This window comes from Nostoc sp. ChiQUE01b, from assembly GCF_034531255.1.
Lineage (GTDB): Bacteria > Cyanobacteriota > Cyanobacteriia > Cyanobacteriales > Nostocaceae > Nostoc.
The window spans coordinates 34,159-53,340 of sequence record NZ_JAVRBM010000064.1; the positions used below are offsets into that span (position 1 = coordinate 34,159).

At 41.2% G+C, this 19,182-nt stretch carries 15 protein-coding genes and 1 pseudogene; 9 read left to right on the plus strand and 7 right to left on the minus strand.

Features of this window, described 5'->3' with window-relative positions; all coding sequences use genetic code 11:
* Positions 1–432 precede the first annotated feature (432 nt).
* Positions 433–633: a hypothetical protein gene (locus tag RMY63_RS30425; RefSeq protein WP_322732286.1), complete on the plus strand. Its 201-nt coding sequence runs from the start codon at positions 433–435 to the stop codon at positions 631–633.
* Positions 634–721: 88 nt separating this feature from the next.
* Here RMY63_RS30425 and RMY63_RS30430 read toward each other — a convergent pair whose 3' ends face one another.
* Positions 722–1,477, minus strand: a complete 756-nt coding sequence (locus RMY63_RS30430) for an amino acid ABC transporter ATP-binding protein (protein ID WP_322732287.1) — start codon at positions 1,475–1,477, stop codon at positions 722–724.
* 76 nt (positions 1,478–1,553) lie between these two features.
* Between RMY63_RS30430 and RMY63_RS30435 the strand changes: the two genes are divergently transcribed.
* A complete protein-coding gene (locus RMY63_RS30435) occupies positions 1,554–3,071 on the plus strand; it encodes an ABC transporter permease subunit (RefSeq protein WP_322732288.1) in 1,518 nt (505 codons plus the stop codon).
* Positions 3,072–3,178: 107 nt separating this feature from the next.
* On the opposite strand, the pseudogene RMY63_RS30440 reads toward RMY63_RS30435, so the two are convergent.
* Positions 3,179–3,322 (minus strand): annotated as a pseudogene (locus tag RMY63_RS30440) (type II toxin-antitoxin system HicA family toxin); the annotation flags it as partial.
* A gap of 86 nt (positions 3,323–3,408) precedes the next feature.
* Entirely contained in the window at positions 3,409–3,648 is a 240-nt protein-coding gene (locus RMY63_RS30445) for a type II toxin-antitoxin system HicB family antitoxin (RefSeq protein ID WP_322732289.1), read from the minus strand.
* A gap of 148 nt (positions 3,649–3,796) precedes the next feature.
* Here RMY63_RS30445 and RMY63_RS30450 point away from each other — a divergent pair, with 148 nt between their 5' ends.
* Positions 3,797–4,432, plus strand: a complete 636-nt coding sequence (locus tag RMY63_RS30450) for a restriction endonuclease subunit R (RefSeq protein ID WP_322732290.1) — start codon at positions 3,797–3,799, stop codon at positions 4,430–4,432.
* Positions 4,433–4,450: 18 nt separating this feature from the next.
* On the opposite strand, the gene RMY63_RS30455 is transcribed toward RMY63_RS30450, so the two are convergent.
* From RMY63_RS30455 to RMY63_RS30465, 3 genes are all read right to left on the minus strand, one after another.
* Positions 4,451–4,675 (minus strand): toll/interleukin-1 receptor domain-containing protein, encoded by a 225-nt coding sequence (locus RMY63_RS30455; protein ID WP_322732291.1) that lies wholly within the window; start codon positions 4,673–4,675, stop codon positions 4,451–4,453.
* A 79-nt stretch (positions 4,676–4,754) separates the two neighbouring features.
* Positions 4,755–5,798, minus strand: a complete 1,044-nt coding sequence (locus RMY63_RS30460; RefSeq protein ID WP_322732292.1) for a glycerate kinase — start codon at positions 5,796–5,798, stop codon at positions 4,755–4,757.
* Positions 5,799–5,813: 15 nt separating this feature from the next.
* Entirely contained in the window at positions 5,814–6,146 is a 333-nt protein-coding gene (locus RMY63_RS30465) for a DUF565 domain-containing protein (RefSeq protein ID WP_322732293.1), read from the minus strand.
* A 721-nt stretch (positions 6,147–6,867) separates the two neighbouring features.
* Here RMY63_RS30465 and RMY63_RS30470 point away from each other — a divergent pair.
* On the plus strand, positions 6,868–7,506 hold the full coding sequence (locus tag RMY63_RS30470; RefSeq protein WP_322732294.1) for a hypothetical protein: 639 nt from the start codon (positions 6,868–6,870) through the stop codon (positions 7,504–7,506).
* A gap of 290 nt (positions 7,507–7,796) precedes the next feature.
* Positions 7,797–9,761 (plus strand): glycosyltransferase family 39 protein, encoded by a 1,965-nt coding sequence (locus RMY63_RS30475; RefSeq protein ID WP_322732295.1) that lies wholly within the window; start codon positions 7,797–7,799, stop codon positions 9,759–9,761.
* Positions 9,762–9,826: 65 nt separating this feature from the next.
* Here the strand turns inward: RMY63_RS30475 and RMY63_RS30480 are convergent, their stop codons facing one another.
* The gene (locus tag RMY63_RS30480; protein WP_322732300.1) at positions 9,827–13,063 is read right to left on the minus strand and encodes an ATP-binding protein; all 3,237 of its coding nucleotides are present in this window, start codon (positions 13,061–13,063) and stop codon (positions 9,827–9,829) included.
* A 662-nt stretch (positions 13,064–13,725) separates the two neighbouring features.
* On the opposite strand from RMY63_RS30480, the gene RMY63_RS30485 reads away from it, so the two are divergent.
* The 4 genes from RMY63_RS30485 to RMY63_RS30500 all read left to right on the plus strand — a co-directional run bounded on the left by RMY63_RS30485 (position 13,726) and on the right by RMY63_RS30500 (position 18,780).
* Positions 13,726–14,307 (plus strand): KaiA family protein, encoded by a 582-nt coding sequence (locus tag RMY63_RS30485; protein WP_322732296.1) that lies wholly within the window; start codon positions 13,726–13,728, stop codon positions 14,305–14,307.
* Positions 14,308–14,498: 191 nt separating this feature from the next.
* On the plus strand, positions 14,499–14,813 hold the full coding sequence (gene kaiB, locus RMY63_RS30490; protein ID WP_069069132.1) for a circadian clock protein KaiB: 315 nt from the start codon (positions 14,499–14,501) through the stop codon (positions 14,811–14,813).
* An 81-nt stretch (positions 14,814–14,894) separates the two neighbouring features.
* Positions 14,895–16,457, plus strand: a complete 1,563-nt coding sequence (gene kaiC / locus RMY63_RS30495; protein ID WP_322732297.1) for a circadian clock protein KaiC — start codon at positions 14,895–14,897, stop codon at positions 16,455–16,457.
* Between the two features lie 103 nt (positions 16,458–16,560).
* Positions 16,561–18,780 (plus strand): TolC family protein, encoded by a 2,220-nt coding sequence (locus RMY63_RS30500; protein WP_322732298.1) that lies wholly within the window; start codon positions 16,561–16,563, stop codon positions 18,778–18,780.
* Positions 18,781–19,182: the final 402 nt, after the last annotated feature.

Sequence of the window (19,182 nt, forward strand, 5' to 3'; positions counted from 1 at the left end):
ACTAATGTAGGGTACATTAGTACGCTATCACTAACGCACTCTACAAAATTAAAGTTTCACAAAGCTCAAGCTCTTGATTATCCAGATATAGGAATCATATTTGATTTCTGAAATTATCTACGTAGCTGGGGATAAGGGGTAATGGGGAGTAGGGAGTAGGGAATAGGGCTGAAGGCTTTTCGAGTTGTACGGAGTTTTTTCAAAACCTGAAAAGCCAGATTAAATCAGACTTTTTGAATTTTGAATTGGTATAGCAAGAGGCAGGGGGCAAGAGGCAGGAGGTAAAAACATTACTCTTCGTGACATTCACGCTTGTCATTATGTCCTAACCTGTATGACTATGGCTATATAACTGCGGTTGTCAAAGCTAGAATTTGATTATTTTTAAATTTTTATATTAACTTTTTACGGCTGTCAAGCACCACTTTGCGCGTGAATTACTCAAATAATCTCCAGGTATATGCCCCATCGATAACGTCTCTAAGAGAACGTGATTGGACAGCTTTGATAGAACTATTTGATAGAGACGACGGTGATGAAATTGAAGCCGATATCAGCGATAGTTTGTTTTGGCTAATCCCTGAACCTTGTTGGGAAGATGATCCCTTTGATTTCTTGCGCGAGTACCTTTAAGTAGTGCTGAGTGCTGTTGGCGGTAGCGGGGCGTTTAGCTCGTGATGAGTGATGAGTGCAAAAGAAGCCTTTAATTTATAACTCCTAACTATCTAACGTTGAGGCGACTTAGGAAAATACGTAGGCGATCGCTTTGGGGATTGGTCAGCACTTCATAGGCTGGGCCTTGTTCTGTCACAATACCTTTGTCTAAAAATATCACTTGATGGGCTACTTCTTGCGCAAATTGCATTTCATGGGTGACAACTACCATTGTCATGCCTTCTGTGGCTAATTGCTGCATCACTTGCAGAACTTCGCCAACGAGTTCAGGATCTAGAGCGCTGGTGGGTTCGTCAAATAGCATGATTTGGGGATTCATACATAAACTACGAGCGATCGCTACTCGTTGCTTTTGTCCGCCAGAAAGTTGTTCGGGATAAGCAGAGGCTTTGTCAGATAAACCGACTTTTTCTAAATATAATCTCGCTAGTTGGGCGCTTTGCTTTGGTGTTTTACCCAAGACTTTACGCGGTGCGAGTGTCATATTTTCTAAAACGCTGAGATGGGGAAACAGGTTGAACTGTTGGAAAACCATGCCTACTTGTGTTCGTAGTTGCCGCAGTTGGCTATAGTTGACAGTGGGTCGGGATAAGTTGATTCCGTTGATGATTAAACGCCCTTTGTCAATCGTTTCTAGGCGGTTGAAGCAGCGTAGTAGGGTACTTTTACCACAGCCGGAGGAACCAATAACTGCAACGACTTCTCCCCGATTGATTTCGCCGGTGATTCCTTTGAGAACTTTCAGGGAACCAAAGTTTTTTTCGATATTGTCAAAAATAATCGCGGGGATGGTATTGTTCATAACTTATGTCAAGCTGCTCTAAAGTTGATTGTAATGTTTTAAGAAACCGCAGAGGCACAGAAGGAGAGAAGATAATATGGCTAAATTTGGTTTTATACGTTGGCTGTATTTATGTGTCTTCGTAGGTTTTAGCTGTTTATTACTGATTAGCTGTGCTGTGAACTCTAGCGCGGGGAAAACTTTGCGGGTTGCTACCGAACCGGCGTTTCCACCTTTTGAGTTTCAAGGAAAAGGTGGCGAGTTGCAGGGGTTTTCCATTGATTTGATGAATGCGATTGCTTCTTCTGCTAACTTTAAAGTTGATTTTCAAAGTCTGCCTTTTGATGGCATTATCCCAGCTTTGCAAGCCAAAACGGTAGATGCGGCCATTAGTTCAATCACAATTACTGAGGAGAGGGCGAAAACGATTTCTTTTTCCCGTCCTTATTTTAAGGCTGGGTTAGCGATCGCAATTCGTGCAGACAATCAAGAAATTACTGGTTTTGACAGTCTCAAAAATAAAAAAATTGCGGTACAAGTTGGCACAACTGGGGCTGCAAAGGCTAAGAGTATTCCTGGGGTGCAAATTCGCAGTTTTGATTCAGCACCCTTAGCCCTGCAAGAATTGCTCAACGGTAATGTCGATGCAGTAATTAATGATGCACCTGTGACTATATATGCTATTAATACGGGCAATCTTCAGGGAATTAAAGTAGTACAGAAATTGCTGACGGAGGAGTTTTATGGAATTGCTACAGCTAAAAACTCGCCAAATTTGATATTGATCAATGATGGCTTGGATCGGGTACTGAAAAATGGCACTTATTCCCAAATTTACCATAAATGGTTTAAAGTTGAACCACCATCACTACCAGCTAAATCACCATTTGAGAATCAAACTAACGCTGGCGCACCTAAAATATTAACTTCAATTAGCGTGATATTGCAGGCTTTTCCAAGTTTATTGCAGGGTGCATTGATAACGTTGCAATTGACGATACTTTCTGTAGTATTTGGTTTAATTGGCGGTTCCTTGATTGGTATTGTTCGCCTTTCTCATATTGCACCTGTGCGTTGGTTAGCGAGGGCGTATGTAGATTTTTTTCGAGGAACGCCTTTGCTAGTGCAAATTTTTATGATTTACTTTGGATTACCCGCAATTTTGCAAGAACTTGGCTTGACATTTACTTTTGATCGCCTAAGCGCTGGAGTAATTGCTTTAAGCTTGAATAGCGCTGCATACATTGCCGAAGTTGTCCGTGCTGGAATTCAATCGATTGAAATAGGACAAGCAGAAGCAGCAAAATCATTAGGTTTGAGTTCTGTGCAAACTATGAGGTATGTAATTTTTCCCCAAGCTTTCCGGCGGATGATTCCACCTTTGGGTAATGAGTTTATTAGTTTGTTGAAAGATACTAGCTTAGTTTCTGTGATTGGGTTTGAAGAATTACTACGTAAAGGACAGTTAATTGTTGCTGATAACTATCGCGCCTTTGAAATTTACACAGGTGTAGCGGTGGTTTATTTATGTTTGACATTACTTTCTTCCCAAGCGTTTAGTCGCTTAGAAGTGTGGATGAATCCGGTTAAAGGAGAGAAGAAATACGATACATAATAATTTTCAGTAGGGTGTGTTACGCCGCAGGCTAACGCACCTGAACAGAGGAATTGAAGGGGAGCATTCCAATTTGACTTTTGATTGGTTGAGTTGCCTTTTGTATATTATTTTTGTAGTAATAACTCGAAGAATGTTTCTTTGTCAATGCCAATATCTTGAATCATTCCCATCAAAGTACCTTGTTTTAGGTCTTTCCCAGAATGAATTAGAACGACAACTCGACTGCCGTGAACATTCTTATAAATAGCATGGCTACCCTTTTAACGATCAAGATAAAAACCCAATTTTTCAATAACTTTAACAAAGTCTTGAGCTTTGATACTAGGAAAATTACTCATATTAAAATACTTAATAGCTTAACAATTAAATCTTCTTTAGGGATAGGTTGATTATCAGCCATTAAACTTTCAAGATATAATTCAATAGCTTCCGTAATATTATTAATAGCTTCTTCAAAAGTATCGCCTTGAGAATGGCAACCTTTGAGAATAGGACAAAAAGCGTGATAACCACCATCTTGTTCTTTTTCCAGAAGAACTGTATAGTTATAAGCTTGCTTACTGTTGTTTTCCATATATTTTCACCTTTTGTAAAAGCTATTAATTTTAACTTAGACCTATTCCATAATGATAGAACAGATTTTGCTGTGGGTTAATATTTTGTTCAAATAGGTTTGATACAGGTAATTTGGATTGGATTGCACTTTAATCAAACAAAAATGTATGACAATTCTCAATGCTCGTAATTTATCCTTAGAAAAAGTTCATCGTCTGTTTGGTTTTCAAGAACAGTACAGTGAATCATTTTCTAACTACTTATCTCTGGAACATCTTGCGGAAGAAGAACAGCAGGAACTTCTGCAAATTAAAAATGACTTTGATAGATATCTGACTGCTGGCAAAATTTCTAAAGGTCTGGTAAAGTTTTTTGCAGTTGCGCCTTTACTAAGATTAGCTGGTTTTTATCGTTATCCGATCGAGATTGTTTTGGAGGAAAATATTGCTGATATTGAAGTTGAAGATGAAGATATCAAAATTAAAGGTAGATTTGATATTTTAGCTATTAGCAAAGCTAAACATACAAAGCCTCAAACATATTTTTGCGTACTGTTGATTGAATCTAAAAATAGCCAGATTGATATATCAACAGGTTTACCTCAGCTACTCACATACTCTTATAAAAATTTAGATAATCAAAAATCAGTTTGGGGATTAGCGACTAATGGGAGGAGTTATCAGTTTGTTTATATTGAACAAGGAAATCCCCCGATTTATTATCTGTTACCAGAATTAAATTTAATGGAAAGAGAGCGTTCAAGTCAGTTGCTACAAGTTTTGAAAGCAATTTGTCAGCTTTAAAAGTGAATTTTTTTATGCCTAAAAAAGAAAATCTGAACTGATCAGTAACAGAATAATGTCGGCGGTGTTTAGATTATCGTTAATTTGGTGATCCCACTCCTGTCCAGGTAGTATCTTGCGATCGTGCCAGCTTGAAATCACACCCTGCCATTCTAATATAGTCAGGTGTTTAGCTAGTTCATCCCGTAGAGTTTCGTCTTTGTGAGAGTAAGAAAAGAAAAGCCGTAACGATTCCTCTGGCATTTTTGGTCTCAGGAGTAGGATAAATCACGCTTTAAGGAAATTATAGTGTTTTTACCTGATTTGCTTGAGAACTAACGCCCTAAGTGCGATCGCCATACACTTGACCAAAACTATGATCGGGATTAATCTCAATCACTAAATCAACCGCTGTCGCATCTCTTACCAACGGCGTGATAAATAATTCCGGGTGAAGCGATCGCCAAAAATAATTGACAAATTGCTCTATCTCTGCATTACTCATTCCCGATTTCCCCGCAGCAATCATCTGCTGTTCCGCTTGTTTGCGCCACTCCAAAGAACAACGGTAATCGGTGGGATAAAGCACAATTAAGCTGTCCAATCGATTCCACAGTGGCAAATAATCGTGGAGGCGAAGATTCATATAGCGGGCAAATGCTCTATCTTCATCTATGACAATTGGCGGTGGCGCAGTATCAAATAAATCAGGGTCGATTGGTCGCACACCCACAAACCAACCTTCAAATAGTACAATATCTACATCCGTCACCATTTCGGAAGTAGTGCGATCGCCAGCACCTGCAAAAGCTGATTTATCAAAGCGGGGAAGCATGACTGGACTTTGCAACTCGCGGATTTGATCTAGTACATTTAAACCTAAGTCTATATCGTGGGTTCCTGGTGGGCCGCGCCAAATTAAGCGGGGATCTTGCTGTGTTAAAAGCAAGCGATCGCTGTAAGTTTTATATAAGTCATCCAAAGATAAACTCACAGTCCTGTATCCCAAATGAGCGAGAATCAAAATTAGAACCTTTGACATTGTGGTTTTACCAGTGCCTTGTCCTCCCAATATTCCTTGAATCAGGGGGCGTCCCAACTGTTGGCGCTGCGATGCTAGTTTGATCCCCAAAGGCAGCCACAAGTCCCACAATACCTGTAACATTTCCTGGGGTTGTACTTGGAGAGTAGCTTGGCAGAATTCGCTAAAAGCTGGAAAGACAGATTTTAGTAAATGCGATCGCCTTTCGATCATTGCATCAACATTTTCCGGTGCGATCCCAAAAGCTTTAGCCTTTAACCGATCTGCCAGCGCTGCTTCTCTTGCTTCCTGCTTCCAAGTTTCCCCTACCCCATTGGTTGCCAAAACACTCAGCCACAAATTCATAAATTCTCCATCTCACTACGATCCCAGCTTAAAAGCTTCGAGAAACAGGCTGTAGATGAAACCAACTTTCAGGAGATTTAGTGAGTCTACCAAGAGCGATCGCCTATCCAAAAAGCTGCGACTATAAAATATTCTGCTGGTAATTTCTGTCAACAGTACTAAAAAACCAGCTGCCACAATGTCTAACTCTGCCCGTTGTCCAGCTGTAGTGGAAACTGCGTTTCCCAGAAAAAAACCGAACAAAAAACTAATCATCAGTAACGATAGTCGTCGCCAAGGATTTAAAAACCATTGCCCAAAGCGTGTAGCAATGGCATCGAACAAGTTATTGAGACGAGTGTTTTGCATCAAAGGGACTTCTGGATAAAGTCAAGATATCTTGAAATATATCTATTATTAGGATAAGGAGGATACTGGTTTTAGCATCAGCTTGTTTGTTAATATTATAGATATCTACTGGAATTCCAGTATTTATTCAAATTTGACCATTCTATCATCTTCTTCAGAAGTACAGTTTCTTAGAGGGTGTTTAGAAACAATAAATATTTAGTTTGATCCCCACGTTCAAGCCTTAAAAATGGGAAAATGATTCAAAATTCCCCTTTTTCAAGGAAGCTAGTCCTTTAAGTGGGTTTCCTGACTTGTATCGATATTATCCATATACGGAAGTAAGCTACCCGTAGCATCTACCAAAAGGAGAAGGGACTTGCGTAGATTTAAAAAGGAGGATCTCTAAGCTATTGGTATATCACCAGGCAGTTTTCAAACATCTTCTGAAGGTAGCTTTTCATAGCAGAAGAGAAAAATATATCACTTAGATTTATTTGAGGTTTAGCAAAGGATATCTTGTAGAGGCCGCTAGTGGTTTCAGGAAACTTTTATTTTTTATACAAATGAATTGGCTGAATATCCTTCAAATGTATTCTAATCAAAATGATATTTATCATACATTTGTGTTTCTAATTTTAGGAAAGTCTATATTCGGCTATTTTGTGTGATTGCCTTTTGGGATAATAGGCTACTATTTGGTCAAGCCTAGACAAAATATTTATTTCTAATAACTATCAATATGAAATCTTCAGTGTATCGTAACGTCGGTATTACAGCTTTTTGCTTGGGACTGCTTGTTGCTCTGGTGGGATGCTTTGGAGTGAGTGTATCCTTTGAGTCCACCAATCCAGATACAAACCCAGATACATCTTCACAACTGCCAACAGAAACTCAAGAGTGGCAGACAACCTCGGTTGTACCTGAAAAAGGTATTTCCGCTAATCTATCTACTCCAGCACCTACCCCATCCAATCAAGTAGAACATAGCAGTAAAGAGAATACTTATCCTGTCTTGGCAGAGCGTGATAAATCAGCAAGCATTGCCAAGGATCAAGGGACTTTGCGAATGAGCAATCAAACAAATCAGCCTGTGCGGCTGGTTTTACTGGCACGACAGTCGGTAGCAAAAGGATCTAGTAAAAAACAGACTCACTATGATGTACCGGCACATTGGGATTTTGCTCCCCAAGAAGGTAGTGAGAAGGGACTGGTTCTATCCCTACCTCAGAATAATTTAAAGCTGGAGAAGGGAGATGTTTTAGTTGCTTTTGCACAAGATGGTTCCCGTCGTTACTGGGGCCCTTATGTTGTTGGCGAAACTCAATTACCTAAGTGGAATTCCCAAAACAGAGAATGGCAACTTGTGCTGAGTCAATAAATATTGCTAAGTGGTAAATATTGAGTACGGAAGCAATTTTTGGACAGTGGGCATTGTTTCCCGTTTGCTCAAACCTTTATTTCTACATCCTTACTCTACAGTTGGTAAAGTGTTAAATAATGAATATAGGACTCATATTTGGCCCCACCTTCCCCAGTCCCCAGTCTCTACGAGTAATTCACCGAATCAAATCGGATTGCTATAGAGGAAAATTGTTGAATTAAAAATTCCCAAGAACAAAAGATCGATAACCAACGACTATTGATTAGTGATTGTTGACTATTGACTAAATGAGAATGAAATTGAGTGTTAAGCACACTGTTGATCGGTGGTTCAACAAAATAGCAAAAAATCCAGCCCTGAGTGTAACTGTGTCGATTTTGTGGTTGATGGTGGTTGGCTGGGTGGCTTTTGGGTGGAATTTGGGCAACACTGGCTTGATTGATGAGACAGAGCCGCTCTTTGCCGAAGCTTCCCGCCAGATGTTCGTCACAGGTGATTGGATTACCCCATTTTTCAATGGTGACACTCGTTTCGATAAACCTGCTTTAATTTACTGGTGTCAGGCGATCGCATATCACATAATTGGCGTGAATGAATGGGCAGTACGCCTTCCTTCTGCGATCGCCGCATTCGGCTTAGTTTGTTTAGCTTTTTACACCATCCAGTGGTATCTGGCTAAACAAGACGAATTAGAGGAAGTTTCACGTCCGACTCGCCGCTACTTAACATCTTTTATAGCAGCAGCGCTCATGGCACTCAATCCCGAAACTATTATTTGGGCCAGAACGGGTGTCTCTGATATGCTGCTCACCGGATGCATCGCATCGGCTTTGTTATGTTTCTTTCTAGGGTATGCAGGGGAGCAGGGGAGCAGGGGAGCAGGGAGCAGGGGAGCAGGGAGCAGGGGAGCAGGGGGAGCAGGGGGAGCAGGGGGAGAAAGAATAACCAATGCCCGATTCCCTAATAAGTGGTATTTAGCTTTTTATGTGCTGATTGCTGGCGCAATTTTGACCAAAGGGCCAGTGGGAATTGTTTTACCAGGGCTAATTGTTGCCGCCTTTTTGCTTTACGTGGGTAAAGTGCGAGAGGTGTTGCGGGAAATGCACCTTCTCGTAGGTATACTGATAATTCTCGCTTTATCAGTGCCCTGGTATGCTTTAGTAATTTGGCGCAATGGCTGGAATTACATTAACTCCTTTTTTGGTTATCACAACCTGGAACGCTTTACAGAAGTAGTTAATGGTCACTCAGCACCTTGGTATTTTTACTTTTTAATTGTGCTGTTGGGTTTTGCACCATACTCAGTGTATTTACCAGCTTCTATAATCAGACTAAAGTTTTGGCAGCGATCGCATTGGCGATCCCTTGAACGTTTTCAGCAATTTGGTTTATTTGCCTGGTTCTGGTTTGCTAGCGTCTTTGCCTTTTTTAGCATTGCCGTTACTAAACTCCCTAGCTACGTATTGCCTTTAATGCCAGCAGCAGCAATCCTGGTAGCCTTGCTGTGGAGCGACCTTTTCCAGGAGAAAAGGGGATACAGAAGAGTAGGGGGAGATGCGGAAGATGCAGGAGACAAGGGAGAAAATTTTACCTCATCCTCCTCATCCTCCTCATCCCCCTCACTCGTCTGGAGTGGTTGGGTGAATGTAGTATTTTTATCAGTTCTGGCAACAGCACTGCTCAATATAACCCAGATATTAGGTACTGATCCAGCGATCAGTAACTTCCACGAACTAATTCAACAATCTGGTTTACCAGTAATTGCGGGTATAATTTGGCTAGTTTGTGCTATTTTGGTTGCGGGTTTATTATTGAGTCGCCGTTGGAACTACATTATTAGTATTAATTTAATCGGGTTTGTGGCGTTTATAATTTTTGTCTTAACGCCTGCTTCGTTCTTTATCGATCAAGAACGTCAATTACCCTTAAGGGAATTGTCTGCGGTCATTCTAGAAGCAAAACAACCAAACGAAGAATTGATCATGCTTGGCTTCAAAAAGCCTAGTGTGGTATTTTACAGCCACATCCACGTAAATTATTTAAAATTTCCCAAACAGGCTATAGAGCATATTAAAAACCAGGCTGCCAAAGGATTAAAACCTCCCTCAGTGCTACTGTTGGCTGAACAGAAAAAGTTTTTACAAATGGACTTACAGCCAGATGATTACAAAAATTTATCAACCAAAGGTGCTTATAACTTAGTTCGAGTTCCTTTTAAGAAAATGAAAAATCAAAAAATAGACATATCATAAATTGTCATTAGTCATTAGTCATTAGTTATTCACAAAGGGTGAAGGACAAATGACTAATGACCAGATTAACATTTGTCATTGTAACCGTTGACAGCTAAAGCTTGATTGATCTGGTTTAAGAGGTCTTCCATTGATATTGATCGCGGTAATATTTGGGTAGCGATCGCACCAACAACAGTTTCTATCGATTCCAAACCATTCTTCTTGGGCTTGTTAATTTTCTGATAAGCTACCTCATGCTGTAAACCGGTTTCTGAGTGATTTAATCGCTGATTTAGTACCAAAATTGGTGGCAACTTTAAAGGCGAATCTCCTAATGTTTTCAGTGCTTTGAGCACATCTTTGTGGATAGGGGTTTCTCCTAAGCAAATTAGCAGTAAGTCAACGCTTTCGTGGCGAATTTGTTGCAACACTTCTGCCCAACAAGGACTGATTGCCGCTTTGAACCCTGCTGTTTGGAGGTATTGAATTAAAGCTTGGAACCATTCAGATCCCCGTTCAGCAGTTTCACTACTAATTGAGCAATTTTTTTCTGTCCGATAACCCTTAGCTGGCTTGCGTCTTACCTGGGGGAAATCCCGCAGCATTGTTAAATCCACTACTAAGATGTTAGGAGGACAGCAAATACCAGAAGCAATTTCCAGTACTGATAGTAAATCATCTGTTTTCTCAGTGCGACTGCTGTTATCTTTAGCAAACGGTGTTAAGTAAGGAAATACAGATAGCCCTGGTATTTTAGAAGCGATTAAGGTAGTTGCAACATCGCAAGTAACCAGTGGTATAGCCGCTAAACGCGGATGTCCAATTAGTTGTTGCAAATAAATTTGGGCGGTGGTACTTTCAACATCTAACAAAATCACATCAAACTGCCATACCCGCGCCAAAAGTTCTGCCTGATCTAGGTCATCTACTTCAATCACCCGATGTTCTCGAAGTGAGGTGTGAGGATTGACCGATTCTAACTGGGGATTCACCAACCTGAGAATTCGCAGTGGGGTTTTAGTTGGGATAATTGCACTATTATTTAACCCTATCTGCGGTATTACTTGTGCAGTACATAATTTTTCTAGAACTGGTGCTAAGACCTGATGCTCTACTGGCAAACTCAAAAAACCATCGGCTCGGTTAGCAAATGCTTGCTCCTTTTCGGCTCCCGTCGCTGTCACAATTACAGATATATGACGGGTTGCAGTGTCAGATTTTAGTAAAGTCAGTACATCCCAACCTGATAGCAGGGGTAACAACGGATTTAAAAATATCGCTATTGGTTGTAAGCGCCGCGCTTTTTCGACTGCTTCTGTCCCCGATCGCGCAATCACTACCCGATATCCTAAACCTTTGAGTTGTTCGGTCAAGTCTTCAATATATCGAGCTACTGCCTCGACTACCAAAACCAACCGTTGCGAACTGGCAAGATGATGCTGTGTGAGCGTAACAACCTGATGAGTGGCTGCGGAGTTTTCCCGTGTCGGTTGGTATTGTGTCTCCTCGTCTTCTCTGATTGCCATATCTGGTTCCGAAAAGCCTGTTTTCGGAGGGCTAGGCGGCAGAAGTAGTGTAAACTGGCTACCTTTACCTTCACGCGATAAGAAGCTGACATCTCCTCCGTGGAGGCGAGCCAAGGCGCGAGTTAATACTAGCCCTAAACCAGTGCCTTCAAATTGGCGGGTGAGGGGATTTTCTAGTTGTTGGAATTTTTGAAAGATTAAGTGTTGCTGGTGTTCAGGAATGCCAATACCTGTATCCCAAACTGTAAAGGCAATCCATCCTTCCCAACGACTTACCCGCAGCCCAATTTCGCCAGATATTTCGGTGAATTTAAAGGCGTTGGAAAGTAGGTGTACTAGCATCTGGCGTAAGCGCAATTCGTCTGCCACCATCTGATCTAAACCTAGTTCAATGGAAAGACAGAATTGGGGAGCAGATGAACGACGGGCATTTTTAGTTGGGGAGGCAGGTGTTGTTTTGCTGGTTTGAGTGTGGATAGCTTTGGCTTCCGATAGGGCGCGATCGCACACAGTCCGAATTTTCACCGGAGTCAGTGTCAAATCCATTTGTCCCGTCTCCATCCGGGTCAAATCTAAAATGTCATTCACCACACTCATCAGGTGGCGTCCGCTTTGATGAATCAGTCCTGCATAACGGGCTTGACGCTCGTTAAGTTCTCCCAACTGCCGATCCACTAGCAAGCGCGATAATCCCAAAACGGCAGTTAGGGGAGTTTTGAGTTCATGACTAATACAAGCTAAAAACTCGTCTTTTAACCGATTTAGTTGAATTAAATCAGCATTCTTCGCTGCTAGTTCTTTACAAAGTTGCTGCTGTTCAGTCACATCAGTAGCTAAAATCAACCACAAATCAGTGCTGAGTGCAATCTCCTCTTCGGCACTGATAACTTTAAACTCAGGACTATCTAAGGGAATTTTGGCAAATTGCCAGATTTGCTCTTGACCATTTTGCACTTCAACAACGCAGGTACAAGTACCCACCTGACTATCCAAATAGCATCGGCTGTATGTAGCGTCACTTGATGCTTCTTGCTGTGTCAGTTCTTCTTCACCAGTATGCTCATTCTCCCTACCATTGGGATGAACCTTGATTGCTGGTTGGGTGACATATTCTGCTATTTCGGAGCGTTTAGGGACAAGTATTGCCTCCACCTGTTGCCTAACTCCTTCTGGATCTTTTAAGGTTCCTAATTGCTGCCACCAGGCGGGATTTCGCGCTACCACCTCGCCAGTACCCGTTTGCAACATTAAAGGCCAAGGCAGTCTTTCTAGCAAGTGTACCAGTGGCTGGTGTCCTAACGACTTGGGTTCATTTGGCGCACCATCATACTCATGACGATGCTCGCTAGACCTTTGTAAGCCAGCCATACGTTCTTGAGCCAGCGATCGCAACAGGCGTGAACTATCTAGCAGCCCCAAATATCGACCCTCAGAGTCAATCAGCGCCCAATCTAAGTTTTGGGGTTTTTCGACTTGGGAATCGCACCAGCGTAAGCTTAATCGCTCTACACGCTCCGAAGCTGATATTGTCTGTATTGGCTCAATTAGACCTTGACCCCAGGTAGAGAGCGATTGGTGTAAATTTAGATTTTTATCGTCACTTTCGGCTAATAATTTTGGGATTAAACGGGCAGAATACAGCAATCCGATGGGGCATTGCTGTTGATTCACTACTACCAAGCGATCGCACTGCTCTTGCTCAAAAATCTCCAACACCACTGCCAGAGAACTTGTTTGGGGGCAGCTAGGTACGGTTGCCTGAAAGTTATAAAGCGGGTAATCTAGCATTAACATAGGGATTTGGGGGTCATTCTTCCTGTGGAACCCTCCGGCATTTCCATCTGCCAGTTGATGGTCTTTTGGCCTGAAGTCATATCCTCTAAGAAGACTCATATAAGCAACTCTGGTGATTTCAACGCCATTAAAACAACGGGATTTCCTCTAACGGACACGGGAATTGCGAACGAGTGCATTTTTCCAAGAGGCGACGTTTCTAATTTCTAGTAACTAGCCAGCCTCCCCAGTGTCTTACTGGTATTTAAACTCCTCATCGATAGCGACGGCTAAAACAATTATGGCCCCAAAGATTCGCTTTAGAACCTTGAGGAATTATAATGATTTGGAATGCGACAATCCTTTAAGTTCGTTTAAGTATCTTATCAAGGAGCAAAATAAAAAAATTTATCTATCTTATATACATAGATATGTAAATCATGAGTTAATTATTGTGTCTTGCGATGCCGACCGATACCTCATCATCAAAGACCTACTAAGTTCTACCAGTTGGTTGCTGCACTAAATTGTTAAGTGCATAGCACTATCTGCTCACATCAAGCGTTATTTTGGGGTGAAATCACCAGTTTACTGCACACTCAGTATTTCCCTACAAGCGTTAACCAAACTTATCAGCCCTCGTTTCTTGGTCAGGGCGATCGAGGAGATATATTCAAGAATAGATGTTATTACCGATATTGATTCTGCAATCTGATTTTAACAAATGCTTAAATAATCCAGTTGACTTAGCCAACCTAAAAGGTTTGAGTACGTGGGTGGGGAAATTGATGGACGCAATTATTACCCAATTTTACTACTTACCTGTTGCTGCAACCACCTCTGCAAAAATCAACTCCTTACCAAATTGGCCGCCACTAAATCCAAGTAAGGCATACACTAGCAAGTACGTTTATGTATTTGCCAGTCAGATGCAAAAAAGTCAACAGCATTTTCAGGAGATGAATCCGGCAGAAAGACAAGGATTATTAAGACAGCTTAAAATAGATTATAGCCTGATTCTTATAGATTATTTTACTACAGACAAAACACTCAAAGAGAAAATTGATAAATTTATCAATACTATATTTTATGCTAATATTCCTGTGCCCCAAATAATCGAAATTCACATGGAGCTAATTGAAGAATTTTCTCACCAGCTAAAATTAGAAGGAAGGAGCAATGAGACGTTACTTGATTACCGCCTAACGTTGATAGATATCCTGGCTCACTTGTGCGAAGCCTATAGGAGTTCGATTTGTAAATAAATTAAGTTTATTGCTGTATATTCCACTTTGAACAAGTTGCTGCTAGTACGCCACGGCGTAAATAGAGCAACCATTTAAAATCCCTAAAGAGCTTATTCCATAATACTTTTGACTTCCGCCTTGCGGTACTAGTTACTCTCAATGCACAAACGCATCTTGTTATTTTTATGCTCATGACAGCTATTAAGTATATGATTAAAGCCAGAAAAACCTACGTTCTTAAGCTTTACGTAGCAGGAAATACTCCAAATTCAGTCCGGGCATTAAAAACACTCAAAGATATTTTAGAGCAGGAGTTTGAAGGTGTTTATGCTTTAAAAGTGATTGATGTATTGAAAAGTCCGCAACTGGCAGAAGAAGATAAAATCTTGGCAACGCCAACATTATCTAAAATTTTACCTCCACCCGTTCGCAAAATTATTGGGGATCTTTCAGATAGAGAAAGAGTGTTGATTGGATTAGATTTGCTTTATGAAGAACTGAGTGAAGAAGATTTTGAAGAGTAAAATTTTAATCATAAATAAAAAAATTAAGTACAAGTTTTAGTAATAAAAAAATAGGTTTTAATACCCTTTTGTTATCAACCAATGAATGAAAACGAGCAACTAGAACCAAAGCAACCACCAAAAATTGGGGGTATAGAAAAAATTCGGACGATGATCGAAGGGTTTGACGATGTTAGTCATGGTGGTTTACCAATTGGTAGAACTACCTTGATCAGCGGTACATCCGGCACAGGCAAAACTTTATTCTCTCTTCAGTTTCTCTATAACGGTATTACTTATTTTGATGAAGCAGGAGTATTTGTTACCTTTGAAGAATCACCTAGCGATATTATTAAAAATGCTCATGTTTTTGGTTGGAACTTGCCCCGCTTAATTGAAGAAGGCAAGTTGTTTATTCTTGACGCATCTCCCGATCCAGAAGGTCAAGATATCGTGGGAAATTTTGACCTTTCTGCACTCATTGAGCGTTTGCAATATGCCATCCGCAAATACAAAGCTAAACGAGTTTCAATCGACTCAATAACAGCGGTATTTCAGCAGTATGAAGCGATGGGAGTAGTGCGACGCGAGATTTTTCGCCTGGTAGCACGTCTCAAATTATTGAGTGTCACTACTGTAATTACCACTGAACGTAGTGAAGAATATGGGCCTGTTGCCTCTTATGGAGTAGAAGAATTTGTTTCCGATAATGTAGTAATTGTTCGCAACGCTTTAGAAGGAGAACGCCGCCGTCGCACAATTGAAATTCTCAAGTTGCGCGGCACAACTCACATGAAAGGCGAATATCCCTTCACGATTACTAATGAAGGAGTTAACATCTTCCCACTCGGAGCAATGCGCTTGACTCAACGTTCTTCTAATGTCAGGGTATCTTCTGGTGTCAAAATCTTAGATGAAATGTGCGGTGGTGGTTTTTTTAAAGATTCAATTATTTTGGCAACAGGAGCCACAGGTACTGGCAAAACCCTGTTAGTCAGTAAGTTTATTCAAAATGGCTGCCTGAATGGAGAAAAGGCAATATTATTTGCTTATGAAGAATCACGCGCCCAACTATCTCGTAATGCTTATTCTTGGGGAATTGATTTTGAAGAATTAGAAGATCAAGGTTTACTCAAAATAATCTGTACTTATCCTGAATCAACTGGTTTAGAAGACCACTTACAAATTATTAAATCAGAAATTGCTATTTTCAAACCCGCTCGAATTGCTATTGATTCCCTATCAGCACTAGCTAGAGGAGTTACAAATAATGCATTTCGGCAGTTTGTTATTGGTGTAACAGGTTATGCTAAACAAGAAGAAATTACTGGGTTCTTTACCAACACAACCGACCAATTTCTGGGAGCGCATTCGATTACTGACTCTCATATTTCTACGATTACCGATACAATTCTGATGTTACAGTACGTAGAAATTCGCGGAGAAATGTCGCGGGCAATTAACGTATTCAAAATGCGCGGGTCTTGGCATGATAAGGGCATTCGTGAGTATAATATTACTGCTGATGGCCCTGAAATTAAAGATTCTTTCCGAAACTACGAACGGATTATCAGCGGTGCTCCTACTCGCGTTAGTATCGATGAAAAGGCGGAACTTTCTCGCATTGTTAGACGTTTTGAAGATAAACAGAGTTCCGAATCCTAAATTTAGTATCGTAGTATATTCATTCCTAAATTTAGTATCGTGCTATATTCTGTGGTGAAGAAAGGTTTTCTGCCGCTAGATTGATTTTCGTGTGAGGGATGCGGTGAAAGGACAGCAATTATTTTATAGCTTCTTACCTGGTGTAACGGCAGCGGTCTTAACAACTCAGCCTGCTTGGGCTGGTACTGGTAAACTAACTGGGATACAACTGGCATCTTCTCCTAGTGTTTTGACTTCTACTTATGGTCAAGGCTTAGTTGTGGATACCATAAATAGGCAACTGCCTAACAGTGCAAATGTTAGTGTTCCAACCCTAGTACCTGCTTTGGGTTTTACTAAACTTAGTGTGAAACCTTTAAGTAATAACAGTATTCCCGTATTTACGGCTGAAAATACTGTTGTGCCAATAAAACAACTACTTAAGAAAGATAAAGGTAGATTTTTCAGTTTGACACCTACCTCTAATTCTTCCCAAGCTCAAAAGAACCAAAAACAGAATAATTCAAGCGCTTATGGGCAGAAATTAAAGAAGATAGTAGTTCCCAACTACACTTCAAAACCCCCTTCTGTCCAAAAAGGAATTTTGTCCCTGTCTTCTTTCCAGCAGCCAGTGGTTCAAAAGATAAATACTGTTACTCAGTTGCAAACATTTTTACAAACTTCAGCCACAGGTGCAGGAGCAGCAAAACTTTTGTCAGCGCAGAGGTGTCCACAGGAGTTGAGCAAAAGCAAAACTGACTCCTTGGCTGATTTGCTAATAACCTCAAGCACTTGCTTACAACAAAATGCTATTGGTCGTTTGGCTCAGAGTAATACCACGATTCCGGCAAATTCGACGCCAACTCTCACTGCGCCAGGAACCGTAACTCCTGTACCAGGGGGTTCAGTGCAACCTACTACTTTACCAGGAACTGTAACTCCTGCACCAGGAGGTTCGGTGCAACCTGCTACTGTACCAACAACTGTAACTCCCGTGCCATCAGGGCGGGTACAAATTCCACAGAACCTGATTCCTAACTCAAATCCCCTACAATTTCCCACCAAAGCGGAGGAAGTGAGACTTCAGGAAAATCAACCAATTACTTTGGTACAGGCTCTAGAGCTAGCACGGCGCAATAATCGGGATTTACAGGTGTCTCTATTGGAGTTAGAACGCAATCGAGCGGCTCTACGCGAGGCGCAAGCTGCTTTATTGCCCACTTTGGGAGTTAGCACGGATATTACTCGTAGTCAGTCTGCTGGTAGTCAGCTTCAGGACGAAATAAACGGGCAAAATCCGTTCGCCGCTAAGGTAGATCAACCCAGTACATCTTTCAATGGTCAAGCACAACTTTCATATAACCTTTATACTTCTGGGAGAGTGCAAGCTACCATCAGAGCGGCTGAAGAACAGGTACGTTTCTATGAGTTTGCTGTAGAAACTCAGTCTGAGACAATCCGTTTGAATGTTGCGACTGACTACTACAATCTGCAACAAGCGGATGAACAAGTACGCATTAGTCAGTCGGCTGTAGTGAACTCTGAGGCTAGTTTACGTGATGCAGAAGCTTTAGAGCGAGCTGGGGTTGGTACACGGTTTGATGTGTTGCGATCGCAGGTGAATTTAGCAAATGCCCAACAAAATCTAACTAATGCTAGATCCCAGCAGTCAATTTCCCGTCGTCAATTAGCAACTCGGATAAGTTTGCCGCAAGCAATAAATATCAGTGCCGCTGACCCTGTACAATTAGCTGGTCTTTGGAACCCAACCCTAGAACAAAGTATTGTGCTGGCTTATCAAAATCGTCCAGAACTGCAACAGTTTTTGGCACAACGCAATACCAGTGAGCAACAGCGTAGGCAGGCCCTTGCAGAACTAGGCCCTCAAGTTAGTTTGGTTGCTAGCTACAACCTGCTAGACCAGTTCGATGATAATGTCAGCGTTACTGATGGTTATTCATTCGGAGTTAGGGCAACCCTAAATTTGTTTGATGGAGGAGCAGCAAGAGCAAGAGCAGCTCAGCAAAAAGCTAATATTGCGATCGCAGAAACTCAATTTGCTGAACAGCGCAATCAAATTCGCTTTCAGGTAGAACAAGCCTATTCTACCCAGCAATCTAGTTTGGAGAATGTTCAAACTGCTAATACCGCTTTAGAACAAGCTAGGGAAGCTCTACGTTTAGCACGTTTGCGATTCCAAGCTGGTGTAGGTACTCAAACTGATGTCATTAACTCTGAAAATGACCTCACACAAGCTGAAGGTAATCGAGTCACAGCAATTTTGAATTACAACCGCGCTTTAGCTCAATTACAACGGTCTGTTACCCTCAGAGCATTCCGCTAGTGCCCCCTTTGGGGAAGTCAAAAGGAGCCAGTGTGTTGGGCGGCTCTGCCGACTTGAAGCAACTGGCGTTCAAGTCAAAAGTCAAAAGTCACCCATGCTTTAATTTTGGGCTTTCTGGCTGTAATGAAATAGTAGGTTTATTTCCGCCGACCTGTACTAGTACTGCTGACTAATCTTTCAATTAAAAATTCTAAAAGCCTCATTTTTCAATAATTACATTGAAGAATGAGGCTTTTAGGCTATTTTTTCATCTGTATTGATCCTTATCCAACAAGGTTTTGGTGAAATGAGGTGTGTTTGCCCTGTCCCAATCCCCAATCCCTATTATCTGCTTTGGCTACAAGCCTTAAACGCGAATTTCTCACAAACAATAAAAAATCAATTTATATGGACTGATGTTAG

Excerpts from the sequence above, each read along its gene's own strand:
- kaiC (WP_322732297.1), top strand. The coding sequence starts at position 14,895 with ATGAATGAAAACGAGCAACTAGAACCAAAGCAACCACCAAAAATTGGG.
- RMY63_RS30480 (WP_322732300.1), bottom strand. The coding sequence starts at position 13,063 with ATGTTAATGCTAGATTACCCGCTTTATAACTTTCAGGCAACCGTACCT.
- RMY63_RS30455 (WP_322732291.1), bottom strand. The coding sequence starts at position 4,675 with ATGCCAGAGGAATCGTTACGGCTTTTCTTTTCTTACTCTCACAAAGAC.
- RMY63_RS30430 (WP_322732287.1), bottom strand. The coding sequence starts at position 1,477 with ATGAACAATACCATCCCCGCGATTATTTTTGACAATATCGAAAAAAAC.
- RMY63_RS30465 (WP_322732293.1), bottom strand. The coding sequence starts at position 6,146 with ATGCAAAACACTCGTCTCAATAACTTGTTCGATGCCATTGCTACACGC.
- RMY63_RS30475 (WP_322732295.1), top strand. The coding sequence starts at position 7,797 with ATGAGAATGAAATTGAGTGTTAAGCACACTGTTGATCGGTGGTTCAAC.
- RMY63_RS30470 (WP_322732294.1), top strand. The coding sequence starts at position 6,868 with ATGAAATCTTCAGTGTATCGTAACGTCGGTATTACAGCTTTTTGCTTG.
- RMY63_RS30460 (WP_322732292.1), bottom strand. The coding sequence starts at position 5,798 with ATGAATTTGTGGCTGAGTGTTTTGGCAACCAATGGGGTAGGGGAAACT.
- RMY63_RS30450 (WP_322732290.1), top strand. The coding sequence starts at position 3,797 with ATGACAATTCTCAATGCTCGTAATTTATCCTTAGAAAAAGTTCATCGT.
- RMY63_RS30485 (WP_322732296.1), top strand. The coding sequence starts at position 13,726 with ATGTTATTACCGATATTGATTCTGCAATCTGATTTTAACAAATGCTTA.
- RMY63_RS30435 (WP_322732288.1), top strand. The coding sequence starts at position 1,554 with ATGGCTAAATTTGGTTTTATACGTTGGCTGTATTTATGTGTCTTCGTA.
- kaiB (WP_069069132.1), top strand. The coding sequence starts at position 14,499 with ATGATTAAAGCCAGAAAAACCTACGTTCTTAAGCTTTACGTAGCAGGA.
- RMY63_RS30445 (WP_322732289.1), bottom strand. The coding sequence starts at position 3,648 with ATGGAAAACAACAGTAAGCAAGCTTATAACTATACAGTTCTTCTGGAA.